At 64.7% G+C, this 21,265-nt stretch carries 19 protein-coding genes; 16 read left to right on the top strand and 3 right to left on the bottom strand.

Annotated elements, in window-relative coordinates; all coding sequences use genetic code 11:
- Positions 1–65: 65 nt before the first annotated feature.
- Positions 66–1,661 carry an ABC transporter substrate-binding protein gene (locus RAD10_RS00510; RefSeq protein WP_461615895.1) on the bottom strand — a complete coding sequence of 532 codons (1,596 nt, stop codon included), beginning with the start codon at positions 1,659–1,661 and terminating at the stop codon, positions 66–68.
- A 197-nt stretch (positions 1,662–1,858) separates the two neighbouring features.
- On the opposite strand from RAD10_RS00510, the gene RAD10_RS00505 reads away from it, so the two are divergent.
- From RAD10_RS00505 to RAD10_RS00445, 13 genes are all read left to right on the top strand, one after another.
- Positions 1,859–3,517: an ABC transporter substrate-binding protein gene (locus RAD10_RS00505; protein WP_461615894.1), complete on the top strand. Its 1,659-nt coding sequence runs from the start codon at positions 1,859–1,861 to the stop codon at positions 3,515–3,517.
- A gap of 275 nt (positions 3,518–3,792) precedes the next feature.
- Complete coding sequence (locus tag RAD10_RS00500) at positions 3,793–4,746, top strand: ABC transporter permease (RefSeq protein ID WP_461615893.1); 954 nt, start codon at positions 3,793–3,795, stop codon at positions 4,744–4,746.
- A 229-nt stretch (positions 4,747–4,975) separates the two neighbouring features.
- Complete coding sequence (locus RAD10_RS00495) at positions 4,976–5,878, top strand: ABC transporter permease (RefSeq protein WP_008131747.1); 903 nt, start codon at positions 4,976–4,978, stop codon at positions 5,876–5,878.
- Between the two features lie 3 nt (positions 5,879–5,881).
- Positions 5,882–6,943, top strand: coding sequence for an ABC transporter ATP-binding protein (locus RAD10_RS00490; RefSeq protein WP_461615892.1), 1,062 nt, complete (start codon positions 5,882–5,884; stop codon positions 6,941–6,943).
- On the top strand, positions 6,940–7,137 hold the full coding sequence (locus tag RAD10_RS00485) for a hypothetical protein (protein WP_028140661.1): 198 nt from the start codon (positions 6,940–6,942) through the stop codon (positions 7,135–7,137). The genes RAD10_RS00490 and RAD10_RS00485 overlap by 4 nt, the downstream gene beginning before the upstream one ends.
- Positions 7,134–8,549, top strand: a complete 1,416-nt coding sequence (locus RAD10_RS00480) for an amidase (RefSeq protein WP_461615891.1) — start codon at positions 7,134–7,136, stop codon at positions 8,547–8,549. The genes RAD10_RS00485 and RAD10_RS00480 overlap by 4 nt, the downstream gene beginning before the upstream one ends.
- On the top strand, positions 8,546–9,520 hold the full coding sequence (locus RAD10_RS00475) for an ABC transporter ATP-binding protein (protein WP_461615890.1): 975 nt from the start codon (positions 8,546–8,548) through the stop codon (positions 9,518–9,520). The genes RAD10_RS00480 and RAD10_RS00475 overlap by 4 nt, the downstream gene beginning before the upstream one ends.
- Before the next feature lie 218 nt (positions 9,521–9,738).
- Positions 9,739–10,008 (top strand): GlsB/YeaQ/YmgE family stress response membrane protein, encoded by a 270-nt coding sequence (locus tag RAD10_RS00470; protein WP_275193776.1) that lies wholly within the window; start codon positions 9,739–9,741, stop codon positions 10,006–10,008.
- A 260-nt stretch (positions 10,009–10,268) separates the two neighbouring features.
- Positions 10,269–12,017 carry a type I secretion system permease/ATPase gene (locus tag RAD10_RS00465; protein WP_461615889.1) on the top strand — a complete coding sequence of 583 codons (1,749 nt, stop codon included), beginning with the start codon at positions 10,269–10,271 and terminating at the stop codon, positions 12,015–12,017.
- A gap of 10 nt (positions 12,018–12,027) precedes the next feature.
- Complete coding sequence (locus tag RAD10_RS00460; protein ID WP_104465049.1) at positions 12,028–13,362, top strand: HlyD family type I secretion periplasmic adaptor subunit; 1,335 nt, start codon at positions 12,028–12,030, stop codon at positions 13,360–13,362.
- 340 nt (positions 13,363–13,702) lie between these two features.
- On the top strand, positions 13,703–15,172 hold the full coding sequence (locus RAD10_RS00455) for an AMP nucleosidase (protein ID WP_461615888.1): 1,470 nt from the start codon (positions 13,703–13,705) through the stop codon (positions 15,170–15,172).
- A 120-nt stretch (positions 15,173–15,292) separates the two neighbouring features.
- Complete coding sequence (locus RAD10_RS00450) at positions 15,293–15,907, top strand: tetratricopeptide repeat protein (protein WP_461615887.1); 615 nt, start codon at positions 15,293–15,295, stop codon at positions 15,905–15,907.
- 113 nt (positions 15,908–16,020) lie between these two features.
- Positions 16,021–16,296: a DUF1488 family protein gene (locus tag RAD10_RS00445; protein ID WP_020508771.1), complete on the top strand. Its 276-nt coding sequence runs from the start codon at positions 16,021–16,023 to the stop codon at positions 16,294–16,296.
- 150 nt (positions 16,297–16,446) lie between these two features.
- Here RAD10_RS00445 and RAD10_RS00440 read toward each other — a convergent pair whose 3' ends face one another.
- On the bottom strand, positions 16,447–16,941 hold the full coding sequence (locus RAD10_RS00440) for a CinA family protein (protein ID WP_461615886.1): 495 nt from the start codon (positions 16,939–16,941) through the stop codon (positions 16,447–16,449).
- A gap of 143 nt (positions 16,942–17,084) precedes the next feature.
- Here RAD10_RS00440 and RAD10_RS00435 point away from each other — a divergent pair, with 143 nt between their 5' ends.
- From RAD10_RS00435 to RAD10_RS00425, 3 genes are read left to right on the top strand one after another with little or no spacing between them, the layout of a single operon-like run.
- A complete protein-coding gene (locus RAD10_RS00435; protein ID WP_461615885.1) occupies positions 17,085–18,143 on the top strand; it encodes an amidohydrolase family protein in 1,059 nt (352 codons plus the stop codon).
- Between the two features lie 25 nt (positions 18,144–18,168).
- On the top strand, positions 18,169–19,278 hold the full coding sequence (locus RAD10_RS00430; protein WP_461615884.1) for an amidohydrolase family protein: 1,110 nt from the start codon (positions 18,169–18,171) through the stop codon (positions 19,276–19,278).
- Entirely contained in the window at positions 19,278–19,691 is a 414-nt protein-coding gene (locus RAD10_RS00425) for a Rieske (2Fe-2S) protein (protein ID WP_461615883.1), read from the top strand. The genes RAD10_RS00430 and RAD10_RS00425 overlap by 1 nt, the downstream gene beginning before the upstream one ends.
- A 199-nt stretch (positions 19,692–19,890) precedes the next feature.
- On the opposite strand, the gene tcuC is transcribed toward RAD10_RS00425, so the two are convergent.
- The gene (gene tcuC / locus RAD10_RS00420) at positions 19,891–21,222 is read right to left on the bottom strand and encodes a tricarballylate/proton symporter TcuC (RefSeq protein ID WP_461615882.1); all 1,332 of its coding nucleotides are present in this window, start codon (positions 21,220–21,222) and stop codon (positions 19,891–19,893) included.
- Positions 21,223–21,265 lie beyond the last annotated feature (43 nt).

Here is a 21,265-nt window from a genome sequence, read left to right as displayed (position 1 = left end):
TCGGCAATGTAGAAATGGTGGGCACGCTTGCGCTTTGCCCACCCTACGACACCTGTGTTTGCCTCTCACTCCATCCCGATCGTCGTCAGATCCTGAAACCAGTGTTGCGCCTGCACGAACTGCTTGATCTTCGGCGACAGCGCGTGCGGGTTGGTATCGTGCACGACCCAGACCAGCGTGGCGTCGTCCACGATCAGCGCGTGCGCCTGGGCCAGCAACTCGTCCTGTTTGGCGCTATCGAACGTCTGCTTGGCCTCGTCGATCAGAGCATCCACCTTCGGGTTCTTGTAGCCGCCCCAGTTGACGCCCACAGGCGCGATCTGGCCCGAATGGAAGAAACGGACGATGGCGTAGAGCGGGTCTGAGGTGACGTAGGCGATGTTGTTGGCGGTGATGCCGGCGTTGATCTCGTCGGCCGCGCCCTTGCGCCAATGCGTATAGAGCGTCTCGAGCTCGACCACCCTAAAGTCGATGTCGATGCCGATCTCTTTAAAACTCTGCTGCAGGAACTCGTTCATCGGCAGCGACAGCATCTGGCCGGTGCCGCCCTGTGCGATGATGAAGGTGGCCTTCAGCGGCTTGGCCTTGGAGTAGCCGGCCTCCTCGACTAGTTTCTTGGCTGCGGTCGGATCATATTTCAGCTCGAAGCCGGGCTTGCCGAACCACGGGCTGGACGGGTCGACCTGGCCCTTCGCGGGCTTGGCGAGGCCATTCATCAGCCCGACCACGGCGTCGCGGTCGATCGCAAGGTTCAGCGCCTTGCGCAGGCGGATGTCGGTCCAGGGCGAGCCCGGCAGCACGCTGAGATGATAATTCCAGACATGCGGTGTGACGTTGTCGACGAGCTTCATGCCGGCGGCTTTCAGCTGCGGCACGGCATCTGGCGCCGGCGTCTCGATCAGATCGACTTGCCCCGCGAGCAGCGCGTTGGTGCGGGTCAGCGCTTCCGGCATCGGCACCAGCACGATCTTGTCGGCCTTCGGGATGCGCTTCTTGTTCCAGTAGTCCGGGTTCTTGCCGAGTTCTGCAAGCTCGCGCGGTACCAGCTTGGTCAGCTTGAACGGGCCGGTGCCGGAGGGCTGGCTCGCGAACTTGTCCCAATCCTTGCCGAGCTTGTCATACTGCGCGGGGCTCGACACCAGAAACCACAGCATTTGATAGGGGAAGAAGGAATCAACCGTCTTGGTGGTGATCTCTACGGTGAAATCGTCGAGCTTGGCGTAGCTCGCAACGGAGGGAAGGCGGGTCTTCACCTGCGCGCTCTGCCGCTTGTCGAATTGCGGCGCCTTGTCGTTGAGCACCTTGTCCAGATTCCAGATCACGGCGTCGGCGTTGAACTCGCTGCCGTCGTGAAACTTCACGCCCTTGCGAAGCGTGAAGCGCCATTTGGTCTTGTCGGCATCGTCGACCTTCCACTCGGTCGCAAGCCCCGGCACCAGCTTGCCGGGCCGGTCGGCGACGTCCATCTCCCAGGCCACCAGGGGATCGTAGATCGTGTAGGCCGTGAACTGATAGGCGCCGGCGCCGCGATCGGGCTGACCCGTGGTGAGCGGAATGTCCGCCATCGAGATGCCGTAGCGCACCACCATTTCGGCGCGCGCCGAGATTGCGGATAACGCCAGTGCAAGCACGGCGAGACAAATCGATAGACGAACACGCATGGTCCAAGCTCCCAGGGATTTCGGGACCGAACTTGCAATCTTGATGCCAGAATAGGCAGCGCGGCGCGTGCACCCGCCTGCGACCTACAAGGACTTGTCGTCGCAGGGCCAAATTGCAGAATAAGTTTCTCTTTGGCATAGCCATTGCATACGATTGCATCAAAAATAGTCATCGAAGCCGGAAAAGGATTGAGGCGATGCTTACTAAGAAGAAGAACACGCGCGCGGCATGGATCGCGGTGCTCGCTCTAACGACGGCGGCTGCATGGCCGCGTGAGGCCAGTGCCGACACCGTGCTGCGCATCGGCATGACCGCTGCCGATATTCCGCGCACGCTTGGCCAGCCCGATCAGGGTTTTGAAGGCAACCGCTTCACCGGCCTCACCATGTACGACGCGCTGACCGGCTGGGACCTGTCCTCCGCCGAGAAGGCGAGCGTGGTGATTCCCGGCCTTGCCACCGAGTGGAAGGTCGACGATGCCGACAAGACCAAGTGGGTTTTCAAGCTGCGCCCCGGCGTGACCTTCCATGATGGCTCCCCGTTCAACGCGGATGCGGTGGTGTGGAACGTCGAGAAGGTGCTGAAGCAGGACGCGCCGCAGTTCGACGCCAGCCAGGTCGGCGTCACGGCCTCGCGCATGCCGACGCTCGCCTCGGCGAAGAAGATCGACGACATGACGGTCGAGCTCACCACCAAGGAGCCCGACAGCTTCCTGCCGATCAACCTCACCAATTTGTTCATGGCGAGCCCGGCGAAGTGGCAGCATTTCTACGACAAGGCCGAAGGCGCCGACGCCAAGGCCAAGTCGCAGGCGGCGTGGACGGCGTTTGCCAAGGACGCCGCAGGCACCGGCCCGTGGAAAATGGCGAGCTTCACGCCGCGCGAGCGGCTCGAGCTGGTCAAGAACGCGGCCTATTGGGACAAGGCGCGCGTGCCCAAGGTCGACAAGATGGTGCTGTTGCCGATGCCGGAAGCCAACGCGCGCACCGCGGCGCTGCTCTCCGGGCAGGTCGACTGGGTCGAGGCGCCGGCGCCGGACGCACTGCCCGAGCTGAAGCAGCGCGGCTTCAAGCTCTACGCCAACGAGCAGCCGCATGTCTGGCCGTGGCAGTTCTCCCGCGTCGAGGGCTCGCCCTGGAACGACATTCGCGTGCGCAAGGCCGCCAACCTCTGCGTCGATCGCGAAGGCCTCAAGGACGGCCTGCTCGCCGGCCTGATGGTGCCGGCGACCGGCACCTTCGAACCCGGCCATCCCTGGCGCGGCAAGCCGAGCTTCGAGATCAAGTATGACAAGGCGGCTGCGCAGAAGCTGATGCAGGAGGCCGGGTTCGGCCCCAACAAGAAGCTGACGGTCAAGACCCAGACCTCCGCCTCGGGTTCGGGCCAGATGCAGCCCCTGCCGATGAATGAGTATCTCCAGCAGGCCCTTGCCGAATGCTACTTCGATGTGCAGCTCGACGTCATCGAATGGAATACGCTGTTCACGAATTGGCGCCGCGGCGCCAAGGATCCGTCGGCGAACGGTTCGCACGCGACCAACGTGACCTACGCGGCCATGGATCCGTTCTTCGCCCTGGTGCGCTTCCTGCAATCGGGCATGGCGCCGCCGGTCTCGAACAATTGGGGTTTCATTAACAATCCCAAGTTCGACGAGCTGGTGAAGAAAGCGCGCCAGACCTTCGATCCCGCCGCGCGCGACGCCGCGCTCGCCGAACTGCACGCGGCCTCGGTCGACGATGCCGCCTTCCTCTACGTCGCCCACGACGTCGGCCCCCGCGCCATCAGCCCGAAGGTCTCGGGTGTGGTGCAGCCGAAGAGCTGGTTTATCGACTTTTCGCTGGTGTCGATGAAGTAGTTCGCACCACACGAACAGTGCACCCTCTCCCTCCTGTCCGCCGAAGCCTTGGCGAAGGCGGATGTGGGAGAGGGTGGCTTCGCGACAGCGAAGCCGGGTGAGGGGTCTCTCTCCGCGAGTGGCCCTTTCTCTCATTCGATAATGCTGTATCCGCGGGTAGAACCCCCCATCCGGCGCCGTAGCCGAAGCTTTGCTTCGGCGTCGACTTAAAAACGGCCGCCGGAGGCGGCCTATGCCACCTCCTCCCACAAGGGGAGAAGGAAGAAAGAAACAACGTGCTCGCCTATATCGCCAGACGCATCGTCTATGTCGTTCCGATCGTCATCAGCGTCGCGCTGGTGTGTTTTCTGCTCGTGCACATCACGCCGGGTGATCCGCTGGTCGCGGTGCTGCCGGCCGATGCCTCGCAGGAGCTCGCCGCGCAGCTCCGTTCCGCCTATGGCTTTGACCGCCCGCTGCCGGTGCAGTTCGGCTTGTGGCTGATGCGCGCGCTGCACGGCGATCTCGGCAATTCCATTGCGACGGGGCGCCCCGTGCTCGCCGAAGTCATGCGCGCCGTCAGCAATACCGTCACGCTGGCGATTGCCGCCGCGATCATCGGCTTCACCATGGGCATCCTGCTCGGCCTGATCGCCGGCTATTTCCGCGAGACCTGGATCGACAAGCTCGCGACGTCCTTTGCCATCGCGGGCGTCTCCGTGCCGCACTACTGGCTCGGCATGGTGATGGTCATCATCTTCTCGGTGCAGCTGAACTGGCTGCCCGCGGTCGGCGCCGGGCCCGGCGGCTCCGCCACCTGGGCCTGGGACTGGGCACACCTGCAATACCTCGTGCTGCCGGCGATCACGACATCGGTGATCCCGATGGGCATCGTCACCCGCACGGTGCGTGCGCTGACCGGCGACATCCTGAGCCAGGATTTTGTCGAGGCCTTGCGCGCCAAGGGGCTGCATGAGCGCGGCGTGTTCCGCCACGTCATCAAGAACGCCGCGCCTACCGCGCTCGCGGTGATGGGGCTTCAGCTCGGCTACATGCTCGGCGGCTCGATCCTGATCGAGACCGTGTTCTCCTGGCCGGGCTCGGGCTTCCTGCTCAATTCGGCGATCTTCCAGCGCGATCTGCCGTTGCTGCAGGGCACGATCCTGATCCTGGCGTTGTTCTTCGTCTTCCTCAATCTCATGGTCGACATCGCGCAAGCCGCGATCGATCCGCGCATCAAGCGGGGCTGATAATGAGTTCAGCTGTCGCCACGCAAAAGGTGCTCCCCCTCTCCCGCTTGCGGGGGAGGGTCGGGGTGGGGGTGTCTCCGCAATCGAGGACCCACAAGAGGAGAGAACCCTCACCCGGCGCACGGGACGATGCTTCGCATCGCCCGGAGCGCCGACCTCTCCCGCAAGCGGGAGAGGTGCACCACCTCCTTGGCTCGCATCGATCGTACCAACGACTGGGAGCCAGCCAATGAGCGAGCTTCCGTTGTCCGCCACCGCCGATGCCGCGCTGCAGGCCGCGCCGGCAACCAAGGCGCGCGGTTATTGGGCGACCGTCGGCCGCCGCATCCGGCGCGACAAGGTCAGCATGGCATGCGCGCTGGTGCTGCTACTGATCTTCCTGTCCGCGATCCTCGCGCCGTGGCTGGGTCTGGAAGATCCCTACAAGGGCTCCATGATTCGCCGCCTGCGCCACATCGGCACCGTTGGTTACCCGCTCGGCACCGATGAGCTCGGCCGCGACATGCTGGCGCGGCTGATCTATGGCGGGCGGCTGTCGCTGGTCATCGGCATTCTGCCCGTGATCCTCGCCTTCTGCATCGGAACCTCGCTGGGTCTCGTCGCCGGCTATGTCGGCGGCAAGCTCAACACCGCGATCATGCGCACGATCGACGTGTTCTACGCTTTTCCCTCGGTGCTGCTGGCGATCGCGATCTCCGGCGCGCTGGGCGCCGGCATCCTCAATTCCATCGTGTCGTTGACGGTCGTGTTCGTGCCGCAGATCACCCGCGTCGCCGAAAGCGTCACCACGGGCGTGCGCAACATGGACTTCGTCGAGGCCGCGCGTGCCTCTGGCGCCGGGCCCTTCACCATCATGCGCGTGCACATCCTCGGCAACGTGCTCGGCGCGATCTTCGTCTATGCGACGAGCCTGATTTCGGTCTCGATGATCCTGGCCGCAGGTCTCTCCTTCCTCGGTCTCGGCACCAAGCCGCCGGAGCCGGAATGGGGCCTGATGCTGAACACCTTGCGCACCGCGATCTACGTCAATCCCTGGGTTGCCGCGCTGCCGGGCGCGATGATCTTCGCGGTCTCGATCTGCTTCAACCTGCTCTCGGACGGCCTGCGCAGCGCCATGGACATCAGGAACTAGGCCATGAGCGAGAGCAACACATCCGTTGAAATGCTGGAGCCGGTCGAGGACCGCGGCGGTGTCGCGCAGCCGCTGCTGCAGGTCAACGGGCTGACCAAACACTTCCCTGTTCGCGGCGGCCTGTTCGCCGCAAAGCGCACCGTGCGCGCCGTCGACAACGTCTCCTTCGCCGTCGCCAAGGGCGAGACCGTCGGCATCGTCGGCGAATCCGGCTGCGGCAAGTCCACCACCGCGCGGCTCTTGATGCATCTGATGCCGCGCGACACCGGCGACATCATCTATGACGGCATGACCGTCGGCCAGTCGCTGAGCTTGCGCGAATTGCGCCGCGGCATGCAGATGGTGTTCCAGGATTCCTATGCTTCCCTCAACCCGCGCCTGACGATCGAGGAATCGATCGCCTTCGGCCCCAAGGTGCACGGCATGGGCGATGGCGCGGCACGCGCATTGGCGCGCGAGCTGCTCGGCAAGGTCGGCTTGCGCCCGGAGAACTTCGCCAACCGCTATCCGCACGAGATCTCCGGCGGCCAGCGCCAGCGCGTCAACATCGCACGCGCGCTGGCCCTGTCGCCGCGGCTGGTAATCCTTGATGAAGCCGTCTCCGCGCTCGACAAATCCGTCGAGGCGCAGGTGCTCAACCTGCTCGCCGATCTCAAGCGCGAGTTCGGGCTGACCTATCTCTTCATCAGCCATGACCTCAACGTCGTGCGCTACATCAGCGATCGCGTGCTGGTGATGTATCTTGGCGAAGTCGTCGAGCTCGGCCCGGTCGACCAGGTCTGGGATGGTCCTGCGCATCCCTACACGCGCGCGCTCCTTGCGGCGATGCCGTCGTCCGACCCCGACAAGCGCACCGAGCAACCGCCAATCACCGGCGATCCGCCCAACCCGATCGACCCGCCCCCGGGCTGCCGCTTCCACACCCGTTGCCCGTTTGCGGAGCCGCTCTGCGCAAATGCGACACCAAAGCTCACCGCGCTGGATAATATGGGCCACGAGGCCGCGTGCTATATGGCGATACCGGGTTCAGGCCACAGCCGCGCGCCCAGGGAGAAGACCGCATGACGAGACCGACACCGAAAGAGATCAAGCCGATTGCGCTGGTTGCCGGCGTCCCCGTGGACGACGAGATCGCGACGCGCATCTCCAATTCCATCGGGCCTGCCTTCGAAGGCTTCGCGGCCATCGCCGGCACGCTGCCGTTCGACCTCGAGCCCGCGCTCTATCCGATCGCGCAGACGCAGAAGGTGTCGAAATGAGCACTGAGCCTGCATTGATGACGCTCACCGAGATCGCGCGCGCGATCGCGATGAAGCAGGTGTCCTCGCATGAGGTGACGCGCGCGTTGTTGCACCGCATTGCGCAATGGCAGCCGCATCTCAACGCCTTCATGTCGGTCGAGGGGGAGGCTGCACTGAAGGCGGCCGAGGCCGCCGATGCCGAGCTCGCCAAGGGCAATGTCCGTGGTCCGCTGCACGGCGTGCCGCTCGCGCACAAGGACATGTACTACGATTCCGGCCACGTCGCGACCTGCGGCTCGCTGATCCGCCGCGACTTCGTGCCGACCGTGACCTCCACGGCGTTGCAGCGGTTGAAGGACGCCGGCCAGGTCCGACTCGGCACGTTGCACCTCGCTGAGTTCGCCTACGGTCCGACCGGGCACAACGCCCATTACGGCCCGGTGCGCAATCCCTGGAATGTCGCGCACATCACCGGCGGCTCCTCGTCGGGCTCCGGTTCGGCGGTGGCCGCGCGGCTGACCTATGCGGCGCTCGGTTCCGACACCGGCGGCTCGATCCGGATGCCCGCGCATTTCTGCGGCGTCACGGGGTTGAAGACCACCGTCGGTCGCGTCAGCCGGGCCGGCGCGATGCCGTTGTCGCAGTCGCTCGACACCGTTGGCCCGCTTGCCCGCACCGCCGAGGATTGCGCATTGCTGCTGGCGCTGATGGCTGGCGCTGACCCCTTGGATTCGACCTGCAGCCACGAGCCGCTGTCGGACTATGTCGGCGCGACCAAGGGCTCGTTGAAAGGCCTCAAGATCGGCGTGCCCACCTCGTTCTATGTCGACGATCTCGACAGCGAGGTCGCGCGCGTGCTGGACGAGACCATCGCCGTGCTCAAGCGCGAGGGCGCCGACATCGTCACGGTCGAGCTGCCGGACCAGCGGCAATTGTCCTCGGCGAGCCAGCTCGTGCTTGCCGCCGAAGCTGCCGCCTTCCACAAGCGCTGGATGATCGAGCGTCCGCAGGATTATGGCCCGCAAGTCCTGATGCGGCTTCAGAACGGACTCGCCGTTCCCGCCATCACTTATCTCGAGGCAATGCGCTGGCGTGGTCCCGCACTCGCTGCGCACCATGCGGCCACTGCTGGCGTCGATGCGGTGATCGCACCGGCCTCGCCAGTGCCGGCGCCGACGATCGAGGAGAGCGATGTCGGCGGCGGCCCGAACGCACCGGCCATGGTGCAGCGGCTGACGCTGTTCACCCGCCCGGTGAACTTCCTCGGCCTGCCGTCGCTCACCGTGCCCTCCGGCTTCACCAAAAGCGGCCTGCCGGTCGGCATGCAGCTGATCGGCCGCTCCTTCGACGAAGCGACCCTGCTCACCATCGGCGCCGCCTTCCAGCGCGTCACCGACTATCACGATCGATTGCCGAAACTGCCGTCATGACAAAGCTCGTCGAGATTTCAGGCCTCAACATCCGCTTCACCGGGGAGCGCACGGTTTATGCCGTGAACGATCTCAGTCTCTCGCTGGGCAACAGCGAGGTGCTGGGCCTGCTCGGCGAGTCCGGTTCGGGCAAGAGCGTGACGCTGCGTGCGCTGATGCGGCTGCTGCCGAAGAAGCGCACGCAGATATCGGGCAGCGTCAACGTCATGGGCCGCGACGTGCTCGCCATGAACGACGAGGAGCTGTCGTCGTTCCGCGGCCAGACCGTGTCGATGATCTTCCAGGAGCCGGCATTGGCACTGGATCCGGTCTACACCATCGGGGCGCAGATCGCCGAAAGCGTCGTGCGCCACGAGGGCAAAAGTTACGCTGAGGGCAGGGCACGCGCACTCGAAATGCTCGAGGTCGTGCGCATTCCCTCCGCAAAACGCCGGCTCGACGCCTATCCGCACGAGATGTCCGGCGGCATGCGCCAGCGTGCCATGATCGCGCTGGCGCTGGCCTGCCGTCCAAAAATCCTGCTGGCGGACGAGCCGACCACCGCGCTCGATGCCACCGTGCAGATCCAGATCCTGCTCTTGCTGCGCGAGCTGCAGCGCGAGTTCGGCATGTCCGTCATCTTCGTCACCCACGACATCGGCGTCGCCATCGAGATCTGCGACCGTGTCGCGGTGATGTATGCCGGTCAGATCGTGGAGCAGGGCACGCTTCGCGACATCGTCCGCAGCCCGGTGCATCCCTATGCCAAGGGCCTGCTCGCCTCGACTATTCACGGCGCCAAGCGTGGCGCCCGCCTCGAAACCATCCCCGGCACGCCGCCCTCACTGGCCGAGAAACCCCACAACTGCTCCTTCGCCCCGCGCTGCGCCGTGGCGCAGCCCCGTTGCCTGGAGCAATTGCCTGCCAATGTGGCGGTCGGGCCGGGCCGGGCGGCGCGATGTGTGCTGGCGGAGCAGGCGGCGCTGTCATAATATTTGAACGGCGCTGCAGCAGCGCTCCTTCCTTTGAAATTCCTCCACGGCAACACCGAGTTGTCACAGTTCGCCGGCGACTGCAGGCAGAAGCCGTTCTACTTTGCATGGGGTTGTTTTCGACATTTTTGTCGGAGCCGGGTGAAGCGACTAGCATTCAGACGCCATTCATCCCGGTTCCCGTTCCATGCGGCCGTTCATGCAGAGGGACCAGACTTATGTACATTTCAAACGAAGGCCTGCTCGTCATCCTGTTCGTCGGCCTGGTGGCCGGCTGGCTCGCCGGCAAGGTGGTGCGCGGAACGGGGTTCGGGATCATCGGCGACATCGTGGTCGGCATCGCCGGCGCGCTGGTGGCGAGCTTCCTGTTTCCGAAGCTCGGCATTCGCATCGGCACGGGCCTGGTATCCGAGATCGTCTATTCCGCCATCGGCGCGGTCATCCTGCTGCTGGTGGTGCGGCTGGTGCGGGGCGGCGGCCGGTTCTAGCAGCCGCCCGGTTCGATCGATCGGAACTAGCCGCCTCTCCAGAACTGGGGAGGGGCGGCGGCCACGCACCAAAAAGCCGCAAAGACTGTGAAATACCGGACTTGCGTGCGGGGCCATCAGGGGTAGATGTGGGCCATCAGGGTTTTGGATGAACCCGGCTGCGTTGGACGCAGGGCGAACATGATGTTAATCCGGGGCGAGTACCCTGAATTGCCCGTGAAATCAGGGGCCTTGGCCCCCACCTGAAAGAGATCAGACTGATGGCAGCCGGTCCTGGCGTCCGCCGTTCAGAGCTCGGTGACGCTTTGCGCGCTTGTCGCACGGCGTTCATCGGCGTCGGCTTCATGAGCTGCATGATCAACCTGCTCTATCTGACCGGGTCGATCTTCATGCTGGAGGTTTACGACCGGGTGCTGCCGAGCCGCAGCGTCCCGACCCTGGTCGGACTGATCATCCTCGCCAGCTTCCTCTACATGGCGCAGGGCGTGCTCGATATGATCCGCAACCGGATCCTGGGACGGATCGGCACCGCGCTCGATGAAGCCCTCAACAAGCGCGTGTTCGACACCATCGTGCGCCTGCCGCTGCTGGTCGGCAGCCGTAATGAAGGCCTCCAGCCGCTGCGTGATCTCGACAACGTCCGCTCTTTCCTCGGCGGCATGGGCCCAAGCGCGTTCTTCGACCTGCCCTGGCTGCCGCTCTATCTCGCCATCTGCTTCGCCTTCCACGTCATGATCGGCGTCACCGCGCTGGTCGGCGCCATCATCCTGGTCGGGCTGACGCTGGTCACCGAGTTCATGTCCCGCCAGCCGGCGCGCGAGGCGATGGGGCTTGCCGCCCAGCGCAACGATCTCGCCCAGGCCAGCCGCCGCAATGCCGAAGTCATGGTGGCGATGGGCATGGCCGGCCGGATGAACCAGCGCTGGAGCGAGACCAACGAAAAATATCTCGCCGGCAATCAGCGCGCGAGCGACGTCGCTGGCGGTCTCGGTGCGGTCGCAAAGGTGCTGCGCATGATGCTGCAATCGGCCGTGCTGGCGGTCGGCGCCTATCTCGTCATCCACCAGGAGGCGACCGCCGGCATCATCATCGCCGGCTCGATCCTGTCCGCCCGCGCGCTTGCGCCGGTCGATCTCGCTATTGCGCACTGGAAATCCTTCGTCGCGGCGCGCCAGAGCTGGCACCGCCTCACGCGCCTGCTGGAGCAGATGCCGGCGCAGACCATGCCGACCCAGCTGCAGGCGCCCACCAGCCGGCTCTCGGTCGAAGGCGTCGCCATGGTGCCGCCCGGCGACCAGCGCCTCATCGCGCAGGACATCACCTTCGCGCTCGCCGCGGGCAACGGCCTCGGCGTGATCGGCCCGAGCGGCTCCGGCAAATCGTCGCTGATCCGCGCGCTGGTCGGGGTCTGGCAGCCTGTGCGCGGCAAGGTGCGGCTCGACGGCGCGGCGCTCGATCAATGGTCGTCCGACATGCTTGGCCGGCACATCGGCTATCTGCCGCAGGACGTCGAATTGTTCGGCGGTACCATCGCCCAGAACATCAGCCGGTTCGATCCCGAGGCGACGTCCGAGGGCATCATCGCGGCTGCGAAAGAAGCCGGCGTGCACGAGATGATCATCAAGATGCGCGAGGGCTACAACACCCAGGTGGGCGAGCAGGGCACGGCGCTTTCCGCCGGCCAGGCGCAGCGCGTGGCGCTGGCGCGCGCGCTCTATGGCAACCCCTTCCTGATCGTGCTCGACGAGCCCAACTCCAATCTCGACACCGAAGGCGACGAGGCGCTGACCCGCGCCGTCCGCGCCGCCCGCGAGCGCGGCGCCATTGTCGTCGTGGTCGCGCACCGCCCGATCGGCGTCGAGGCGGTCGACCAGGTCCTGGTGCTGCGTGACGGCCGCATGCAGGCGTTCGGCCCCAAGGAGCAGGTGCTCGCCCAGGTGCTGCAGCCGCGCGTGACGCCGCCGGCCCCGATCAAGATCGTCAGCGAAGGTGGAGTGGCCAAACCATGAGCACAAAGCCATGAGCACGATGGCCATTGGCGGCCCGAAGCCTGCCGCGAACAAGACCGTGCGCGAATCCATCAAGTTTCACCTGATCCTCGGCTTCGTGATCGTGCTGGTGCTTGTCGTCGGTCTCGGCGGCTGGGCCTCGACCGTGCTGATCTCGGGCGCGCTGATCGCGCCGGGCCAGATCGTGGTCGAATCCAACGTCAAGAAGGTGCAGCATCCGACCGGCGGCGTGGTCGGCGAGGTGCGCGCCCGCGACGGCGACCTGGTCAAGGCCGGCGACATCGTGGTGCGGCTCGACGACACCGTCACCAAGGCCAACCTTGCCATCGTCACCAAGAATCTCGACGCCGCGCAGGCGCGTGCGGCGCGCTTGCAGGCCGAGCAGCGCGGGGTCGACAGGATCGAATTTCCGCAAGCCCTGATCGAGCGCGCCAGCGATCCCGACGTCAAGCTGCTGCTCTCCGCCGAAACCAAGCTGTTCGACGTCCGCGTCAACGGCCGCACCGGACAGAAGGCCCAGCTTCGCGAGCGCATCACGCAGCTCAACGAGGAGATCGCGGGTCTCAGCGCCCAGGAGAAGGCCAAGGATCAGGAGATCGCGCTGGTGCAGAACGAGCTCACCGGCGTGCGCGAGCTCTACGACAAGCGTCTGGTGCAGATCTCGCGCCTGACCCAGCTCGAACGCGACTCGGCCCGTCTCAACGGCGAACGCGCGCAATACATCGCTTCGCGCGCCCAGGCCAAGGGCAAGATCACCGAGACCGAGCTCCAGATCATCCAGGTCGACAAGGACGTGGTGAGCGAGGTCTCCAAGGATCTGCGCGAGACCAACGACAAGATCGGCGAGCTGATCGAGCGCAAGGTCGCCGCCGAAGACCAGCTTCGCCGTATCGACATCCGCGCGCCGCAGGACGGCATGGTGCTGCAATCCACGGTGCACACGGTCGGCGGCGTCATCACCGCCGGCGACGCTCTCATGCTGATCGTGCCGCAGGCCGACGATCTCCAGGTCGAGGCCAAGGTCAATCCGGTCGACATCGACAAGCTCCAGATCGGCCAGAAGACGTTGCTGCGCCTCTCCGCCTTCAATCAGCGCACCACGCCGGAGCTCAACGGCCTCGTCAGCCGCGTCTCGCCCGACGTCACCACCGACCAGCGCACCGGCCAGAGCTACTACACCATCCGCGTCTCGATGCCGGCCGAGGAGATCGCCCGTCTCGGCGACGTCAAGATGATCCCGGGCATGCCGGTGGAAGCCTTCGTCCAGACCGGCGACCGCACCATGCTGTCCTATCTGATGAAGCCGCTGCACGACCAGCTGATGCGAGCGTTCCGGGAGAAGTGACGGGCGAAAGCGCGTCATCCCGGAGCGCGCTTAGCGCGCATCCGGGATCTCGAGCGGCAAGCTCGCTGTCATCGTCCGGCTTGACCGGGCGATCCAGTATCCCAGAGACGCCAGCGATTGAGCCGAGAGGCTGCGGCGTACTGGATGCCCCGGTCAAGCCGGGGCATGACAGCGGTACGCGTGATGCGCGGTCTCGTAGGGTGGGCAAAGGCGCGATGCGCCGTGCCCACCATCTTTTACACGACGAGCATATTGGTGGGCACGCTCCGCTTTGCCCACCCTACGGCACTGACTTCTTTGCTATAGTTCGACTCAAGCCCATCAACCTCGGCGGTCGACCATGCAATCTCCATCCTCCATCGCCACCGAATCCTTCTCCGACGCCTCCCTCGCGGTCGCGCGGCTCGAAGAAATCTACGAGCGCAACACAAAATTCCTGCGCGACCGGTTCGAGGCCTATGTCGGCGGCGAAGCGATCACGACACGGGTGCGAGCCTATTATCCCTTCGTCCGCCTCACCACCGCGACGCATGCGCGGCTGGATTCGCGTCTCGCCTACGGCTTCGTCGCCGGGCCCGGCGTGCATGAAACCAGCGTGACGCGTCCGGATTTGTTCTGGAGCTACCTTGTCGAGCAGATCGGCCTCCTGATCCAGAATCACGGCGTGCCCGTCGAGATCGGCGAGTCCGCCGAGCCGATCCCGATCCACTTCGCCTATCGGCGCGACATCAACATCGAAGCTGCGATCACCACGAGCGAGAATTCCCCTGTCGCGCGATCGCTGCGCGACGCGTTCGACGTGCCGGATCTTGCCACCATGGACGATTCGATCGCCGACGGCACCTTCGAGCTTCAGCCTGGCGCGCCCGAGCCGCTGTCGCTGTTCCGCGCCGCACGTGTCGATTACTCGCTGCGCCGGCTCTATCACTACACCGGCACCGACCCCGAACATTTCCAGAATTTTGTCATTTTCACCAACTACCAGTTCTATGTCGACGCCTTCGCACAGCTCTGTCAGCAGCGGCTCCAGTCGAGTGAGGCTGGTCTTGAAGCCTTCGTCGCGCCGGGCAACGTCATCACGCGTAGCGGCGGCGCAACCAGCGGCGTTGCGCCCGCGCGCATGCCGCAGATGCCGGCCTTCCACCTGGTCACGCCGGACTATCGCGGCATCACGCTGATCAACATCGGCACCGGTCCGTCCAACGCGCGCAACGTCACCGACCATGTCGCCGTGCTGCGCCCGCATGCCTGGCTGATGCTCGGCCACTGCGCGGGCCTGCGCAACACGCAGCGCCTCGGCGATTACGTACTCGCGCACGGCTATGTGCGCGAAGACCACGTGCTCGATCGCGAGCTGCCGTTGTGGGTGCCGATCCCCGCGCTGGCCGAGATGCAGGTCGCGCTCGAAGAGGCGGTTGAGGACGTTACCGGCCTCGAAGGTTTCGAGCTCAAGCGGCTGATGCGCACGGGGACGGTGGCGAGCGTCGACAACCGCAATTGGGAGATCTCCGGGCCTGAGGTGATCCGACGCATGTCGCAGTCGCGCGCGGTCGCGCTCGACATGGAATCGGCCGCGATTGCCGCCAATGGCTACCGCTTCCGCGTTCCCTACGGCACGCTGCTCTGCGTCTCCGACAAGCCGCTGCATGGCGAGATCAAGCTCGCGGGCATGGCCAGCGAATTCTACCGCCGCCGTGTCGGCCAGCATCTCGAGATCGGCCTGAAGGCGCTGGAACGGCTCAAGCAGCAGGAATCGGAGCGGTTGCATTCGCGAAAGCTGCGCAGTTTTGCCGAGGTCGCCTTTCAGTAAAGGACACAGGAACTGTCGTACGCATGCTGACGCCTCCGTGAGCGCAGCGTCCCGGAATATTGCCGCCGCGATAGGGTTATCAATTGGTCCGGGGCCGCTTGAAACACTGAGGAGGCAGACATGATCGCAGCGATGATCAAGCGCGTCGTGTTGGGTGCGTTCGCGGCAGCCCTATTGTGCTCGCCGGCATTTGCCGCGGGCGGAGGCGGCGGTGGTGGAGGCGGGGGCGGCGCTAGTTCCACGGATCCGTACGCCGGCGCCTATTCGGATCAGAAGCCGCAGCCGACCTATCCGAAGCGCCCGGGCGCCAAGGCAACCCAGAAGGGCAAGAAGCCGAACAATCAGTCCAGCATCGGCGATCCTGCATTCGCGGCCGGCTACCGCGTGGCCTATGACACGATCTACGAGCGCAACGACTATGCGGCCGCGATCGCGCAATTGACGTCGCTCGGCCATGACGACCATCCGAACGTCGCCAATCTCATCGGCTACTCCTATCGCAAGCTCGGCGACTACGAGCAGTCGCAGGTCTGGTATGAGCGCGCATTGAAGGCCGATCCAAACCATGTGCTGACGTGGCAATATTACGGGCTGTGGCAGCTCGAGCGGGGTAATCGCGAGCAGGCGCTCTATCATTTGAGCCGGATTGCCTCCATCTGCGGGACCGGTTGCGAGGAGTATCGGTCGCTGGCCGCCGCGCTCGACAGGCCGACCGGCACGGCGCTCGTCTACTGAAGCTGGACCGCTGCTGATGGGCGTCGGATGACCGCCACGTCCTTCGGCGCGGATAGTGACAAGGCGTCAGATTTTCAGCATTGTCCCGTTCGGGGGCGCGACGGGACAATTGGATGCCGCTGACGCGCGACAAGATCATTGGCCATGACCTCGAACGGCTGGCCTTTCGCTTCACCATGCTGAGCGGCGACGAGGTCGTGCAGTGCCAGATCAGCGACGCCGCCATGGACGAGCTCGCGGGCATGCAGGGCACCGAAAGCAGCGCACGGCAGGCGCAGTTCTTGTCGTTGCGTGAGACCATCGAGCGGATCGCGTCAGATCTCTACGACGAAGCACCGCGATTCCAGGGATATGTGGTGCGGATCTTCATGCGGCATTTGGGGCGGTGAGCTCTCGCCTCACTCTCCGCTGTCATGCCCCGCGAAGGCGGGGCATCCAGTACGCCGCGGCCGGTCGATTCAATCATAACCGTCTCGGAGTACTGGATCGCCCGGTCGAGCCGGGCTATGACAGCAACGTGGTGGTGAGGCTGTCCCGACTCACCCGCGCAGCTCCCCCTCCAGTTTCCTCAACAACAGCCTCAGCGCCGTCGCAGCAAACATTTGCATGTTGCCGAACCGGTCGTTGTTGCCGGTCTCCAGCGTCATCACCTCCGTCACAGGCCCGCTCACCGCCATGCAGCTATGGCCGGCGGCGTCGCCGTAGCGGTTGCCGGTGGGGCCGGCTGCGCCGGTCTCGGACAGGCCCCAGTCGCTGTCGAAGCGCGTTCGCATCTGCTCCGCCAGCAGTTGCGCGTAGGGCTCCGACGAGGAGCGAAAGCTCTTCATTCCTTCGTCCGAAATATCCATCAACACGCGCCTGGCATCGCGGGTGTAGACGACCGCGCCGCCGAGGAAATAGGCGGACGCGCCGGGCACCGCGAGCAGGCTGGCCGCGATTAGGCCGCCGGTTGAGGATTCTGCCACGGCGATGGTCTGTTTGCGCGCGATCAGCTTCGCTGCGACCTGTTCCGCAATGCCGACGAGCTCTTTCATTCCTAACCCCTTGTCCGTTCGCAACCGAGCTCGGCCTTCCTAGCATATGACAGGACGCTTGGCCGAGTTGCGGGCGACGGGCAGGCCTGCTTGAATGGCGGTATAAGAAGAGACATGCGAGGAAACGTGAGAAGGGAGACGTCATGGCGTCCCTGATCGCCGGCGGGGTGGATTGCGACGTGCATCCGGCCGTGCCGCATCTGACCAGCCTGCTGCCCTACCTGAACGACTATTGGCGCGATCAGGTGACGACGCGCGGCATGGTCGACCTCGTCTCGCAATCCTACCCGCAGAACTCGCCGATCGTGGCGCGCCCTGATTGGCGCCCCGAGAGCGGCAAGCCGGGCGAGAGCCTCGACGACATGCAGCGCCATGTGCTCGATCCGTTTCAGGTCAGCTACGCCATCTGCAATCCGCTCTACGGCGTGCAGATGGTGTTTTCGGAAGATTTGCAGGCCGCATTCTGCCGCGCGCTGAACGACTGGCTGGTGAAGGAGTGGCTCGATCGCGACAAGAGGCTGCGCGGCTCGATCGTGATCCCGACGCAAAGCGTCGAGAAGGCCGTGGCAGAAATCGAGCGCTGCGCGCAAGACAAGCGCTTCGTCCAGGTGCTGATGCTTGTGATGGGCGACACGCCGCTCGGCAAGCGCGCGCTGTGGCCGATCTATGAAGCCGCTGAACGGCTGGAACTACCCGTCGGCATTCACGCGGGTTCCGCCTATCACAATCCGCCCACTGCCGTGGGATGGGGTTCCTACCACATCGAGGACTATGTCGGGCAGGCCCAGGCGTTCCAGGCCCAGCTCACCAGCCTGATCGTCGAGGGCGTGTTCGCCAAATATCCGCGGCTGAAAATGGTGATGCTGGAATCCGGCGTCTCCTGGATCTCTCCCTATCTCTGGCGCCTGCACAAGTTCTGGCGCGGGGTGCGGATGGAGACGCCCTGGGTTGATCGCGCGCCGCTGGATATTGTGCGCAGCAACATCCGCTTCTCCTTACAGCCATTTGATGCGCCGCCAGACGAGGCGACATTAATTCGCCTGTTTGATCATATGCAGTCCGATGAATTGGTCCTATTCTCCACGGACTATCCGCACTGGCAGTTCGAGGGCCAGGACGCGCTGCCCGAAGGTCTCACCCCCGATCTCGTGCGCAAGATCATGATCGAAAATCCACATGCGACCTATCCCCGCCTGAAATGAGCCCGCTGCCAAAGGAGGCAAGGCGATGAATATCCAATTCCGCGAGAGCCAAGAAGCCGCTTCGCCACTGACCGTCAAAACCGCGATCGCGGACTGCGACATCCATCCGGCACGCGCCACCCGCACCGAGCTTTATCCCTATCTCGCCAAACGCTGGCAGCATCATCTCGAAGTCTACGGCGTCCATGCCTATCAGGGCATGATGGAGGGCCCGCCCTATCCGAAGGCCCAGCCCAACGCCTCGCGCCGCGATGCCTATCCGCCCGAAGGCGGCCCGCAGGGCTCCTCGCTGTCCTTCATGCAGAAGCAGCTGCTCGATCCCAACAACGTGCAGCTGGGTGTGCTCAATCCGCTCAACACCGGGCAGGGCATCCGCAATCACGAACTCTCGGCCGCCTTGTGTTCGGCGATCAACGACTGGCAGATCGACAAATGGACCAGCAAGGACAAGCGGCTCAAAGCCTCGATCGTCGTCGGCAATGAGGACGGGCTGTCGGCCGCCGCCGAAATCCGCGAGCGCGCCGGCGACAAGAACTTCGTGCAGGTGCTGCTGCTCAGCCGCAATGTCGAGCCGCTCGGCCAGCGCCGTTACTGGCCGATCTACCAGGCCGCAGAGGAAGCCGGCCTTCCCGTCGGCGTCCACGCCTTCGGCTTCGGCGGCAATCCGATCACGCCGTCGGGCTGGCCGTCCTATTATATCGAGGAGATGGTGGGTCACTCGCAATGCCAGCAATCGGCGCTGGCCAGTCTTGTTTTGGAAGGCGTGTTCGAGCGCTTCCCGAAACTGAAGATGGTGATGATCGAAGCCGGCTTCGGCTGGGCGCCGTCGCTGGCGTGGCGGCTCGACAAGACCTGGCAGCGCCTGCGCAGCGAGGTGCCGCATGTGAAGCGGCCGCCGTCGGAATATATTCGCGAGCAGGTGTGGTGGACCACGCAGCCGATGGAGGACCCGGAGCGGCGCGAGGATCTGTTCGACGTCATCAACTGGATCGGCTGGGACCGCCTGTTGTTCGCCACCGATTATCCGCATTGGGACTATGACGAGCCCTCCCGCGTCTTGCCGGCGGGCGTCAGCGAAGTCAATCGCGAGGCGTTCTATCTAGGCAATGCGCGCGCGCTGTACGGGATTGGTTGATGGCGCGGCATGTGATCGCGCCGGTCGATGAACTGCCGCCGGGTACGCGAAAATTTCTGGAGATCGACGGGCGGCCGATCGCGGTCTTCAACATCAAGGGTGAATATTTCGGCCTGATGAACCGTTGCCCGCATCAGGGCGCGGCGCTGTGCGAGGGCCCGCTGATCGGTCTCGCGCAGTCGAAGGAGCCCGGCGAGATCGAATACACCAAGCTCGGCGAGATCATCCGCTGCCCCTGGCACGGTTGGGAGTTCGACATCCGCACCGGCCAGTCCTATTGCGATCCCCGCCGCTTCCGCGTGAAGGCCTATCCGGCCCATGTCGAGCCGGGCGCGAGCGTGATGAAGGGGCCGTATGTGGCCGAGACGATTCCGGTGAAAGTCGAGAGCGACTACGTGGTGGTGGAGCTCTGAGCCTCATCTCTTCACCCTCCCCTGGAGGGGGAGGGTCGATCGCGCGGAGCGCGAGCGTGGTGGGTGATCTCTCCCCACGGGCAGCGTTCGATGCGGAGGGACCTTCACCCCACCCCGTCTCACATTGTCGCTGCGCTCAATGTGAGCCGACCCTCCCCCTCCAGAGGAGGGTGAGAGGCGGCGATGATCTAAGCGACCATCAACGCCCCGCCACAGGCTCGGCCACCGCATCATATGTCGGCACGGTCTTGCCGCCGCCGCGGTACACCGTCGAGGCCGCGATGATGCCGAGCAGTGCAGCGAGCATCAGCCAGAAGCCGGGCGAGGCCTTGTCGCCGGTATGCTCGATCAGCAAGGTCGAGGCGAATGGCGTGAAGGTGCCGAACAGGGCGGCGGCGAGCGCGAAGGCGAGCGAGAAGCAGGTGGTACGCACATCCGCCGGCACGATCTCGACCAGCGCGCCGAGCATGGTGCCGCTGTAGACGCCGAAATAGAACGAGAACATCATCTCGACCGCGAGCAGCTTGCCGAAACTCGGCGCCGCCACCAGCCAGTGCAGTGCCGGGTAGGCGGTGACGAGCGACAGGCCGGCGATGGTGAGCAGCACCGGCTTGCGGCCGATGCGGTCGGACAATGCGCCGCCGATCGGGTTCCAGAAGAAGTTGGTGACAGCGACGAGCAACGTCACCAGCAGCGCATCCTGCGTCGATAGCTTCAGCACCGTCTTGCCGAAGGTCGGCGTGTAGACGGTGACGAAGTAGAATGTGGTCGTGGTCAGGATCGCGATCATCATGCCGAGGATGACGATGCGCCAGTTGGCGAGCGCGGAGGCGAACACTTCGCTGGCCGTCGGATGCTTCTTCATGGCGAGGAAGGCCGGCGTCTCCTCCAGGGTCCGCCGCAGGACAAAGATCAGGGGAATGATCAGGCAGCCGACGAAGAAGGGAATGCGCCAGCCCCAGGCGGCGACAGTGTCGGCCGGCATCACCTCCGAGAGGATGTAACCGAGGATCGAGGCGACGAAGATCGCGACCTGCTGGCTCGACGACTGGAACGAGGTGTAGAAGCCGCGATTGCCCGGGGTGGAGATCTCCGAGAGATAGACCGACACGCCGCCGAGCTCGACGCCGGCGGAGAAGCCCTGCAGCAAACGTCCGATCAGCACGATAATGGGCGCGGCGATGCCGATGGTCGCATAGCTCGGGCAGAACGCGATGACGACGGTGCCGAAGGCCATGATGGCGAGGGTGACGATCAGGCCCTGGCGGCGGCCGATGCGGTCGATGTAAGCGCCGAGCACGATCGCGCCGACCGGCCGCATCAACGCGCCGAGCCAGAACACGCCGAAGGTGTTGAGCAGCGATGCGGTCTCATCAGAGGAGGGGAAGAACGCCTTGCCGATCGCGGCCGCATAGAAGCCGAACAGGAAGAAGTCGAACTGTTCGAGAAAATTGCCTGACGTGGCGCGCAGGATGGCGCCGATGCGTGAGTTGATCGCGGGTGGATTGGTCGATGCGGCTGGTCCAGCCATGGTGTTGCTCCCCTTGGAAAGGTCTGGCCGGACCGGGAAATCA

Source organism: Bradyrhizobium sp. 23AC (genome assembly GCF_054863025.1).
The sequence above is the reverse complement of the archived record's forward strand: the minus strand, read 5'-3'. Positions and strand labels throughout refer to the sequence as shown.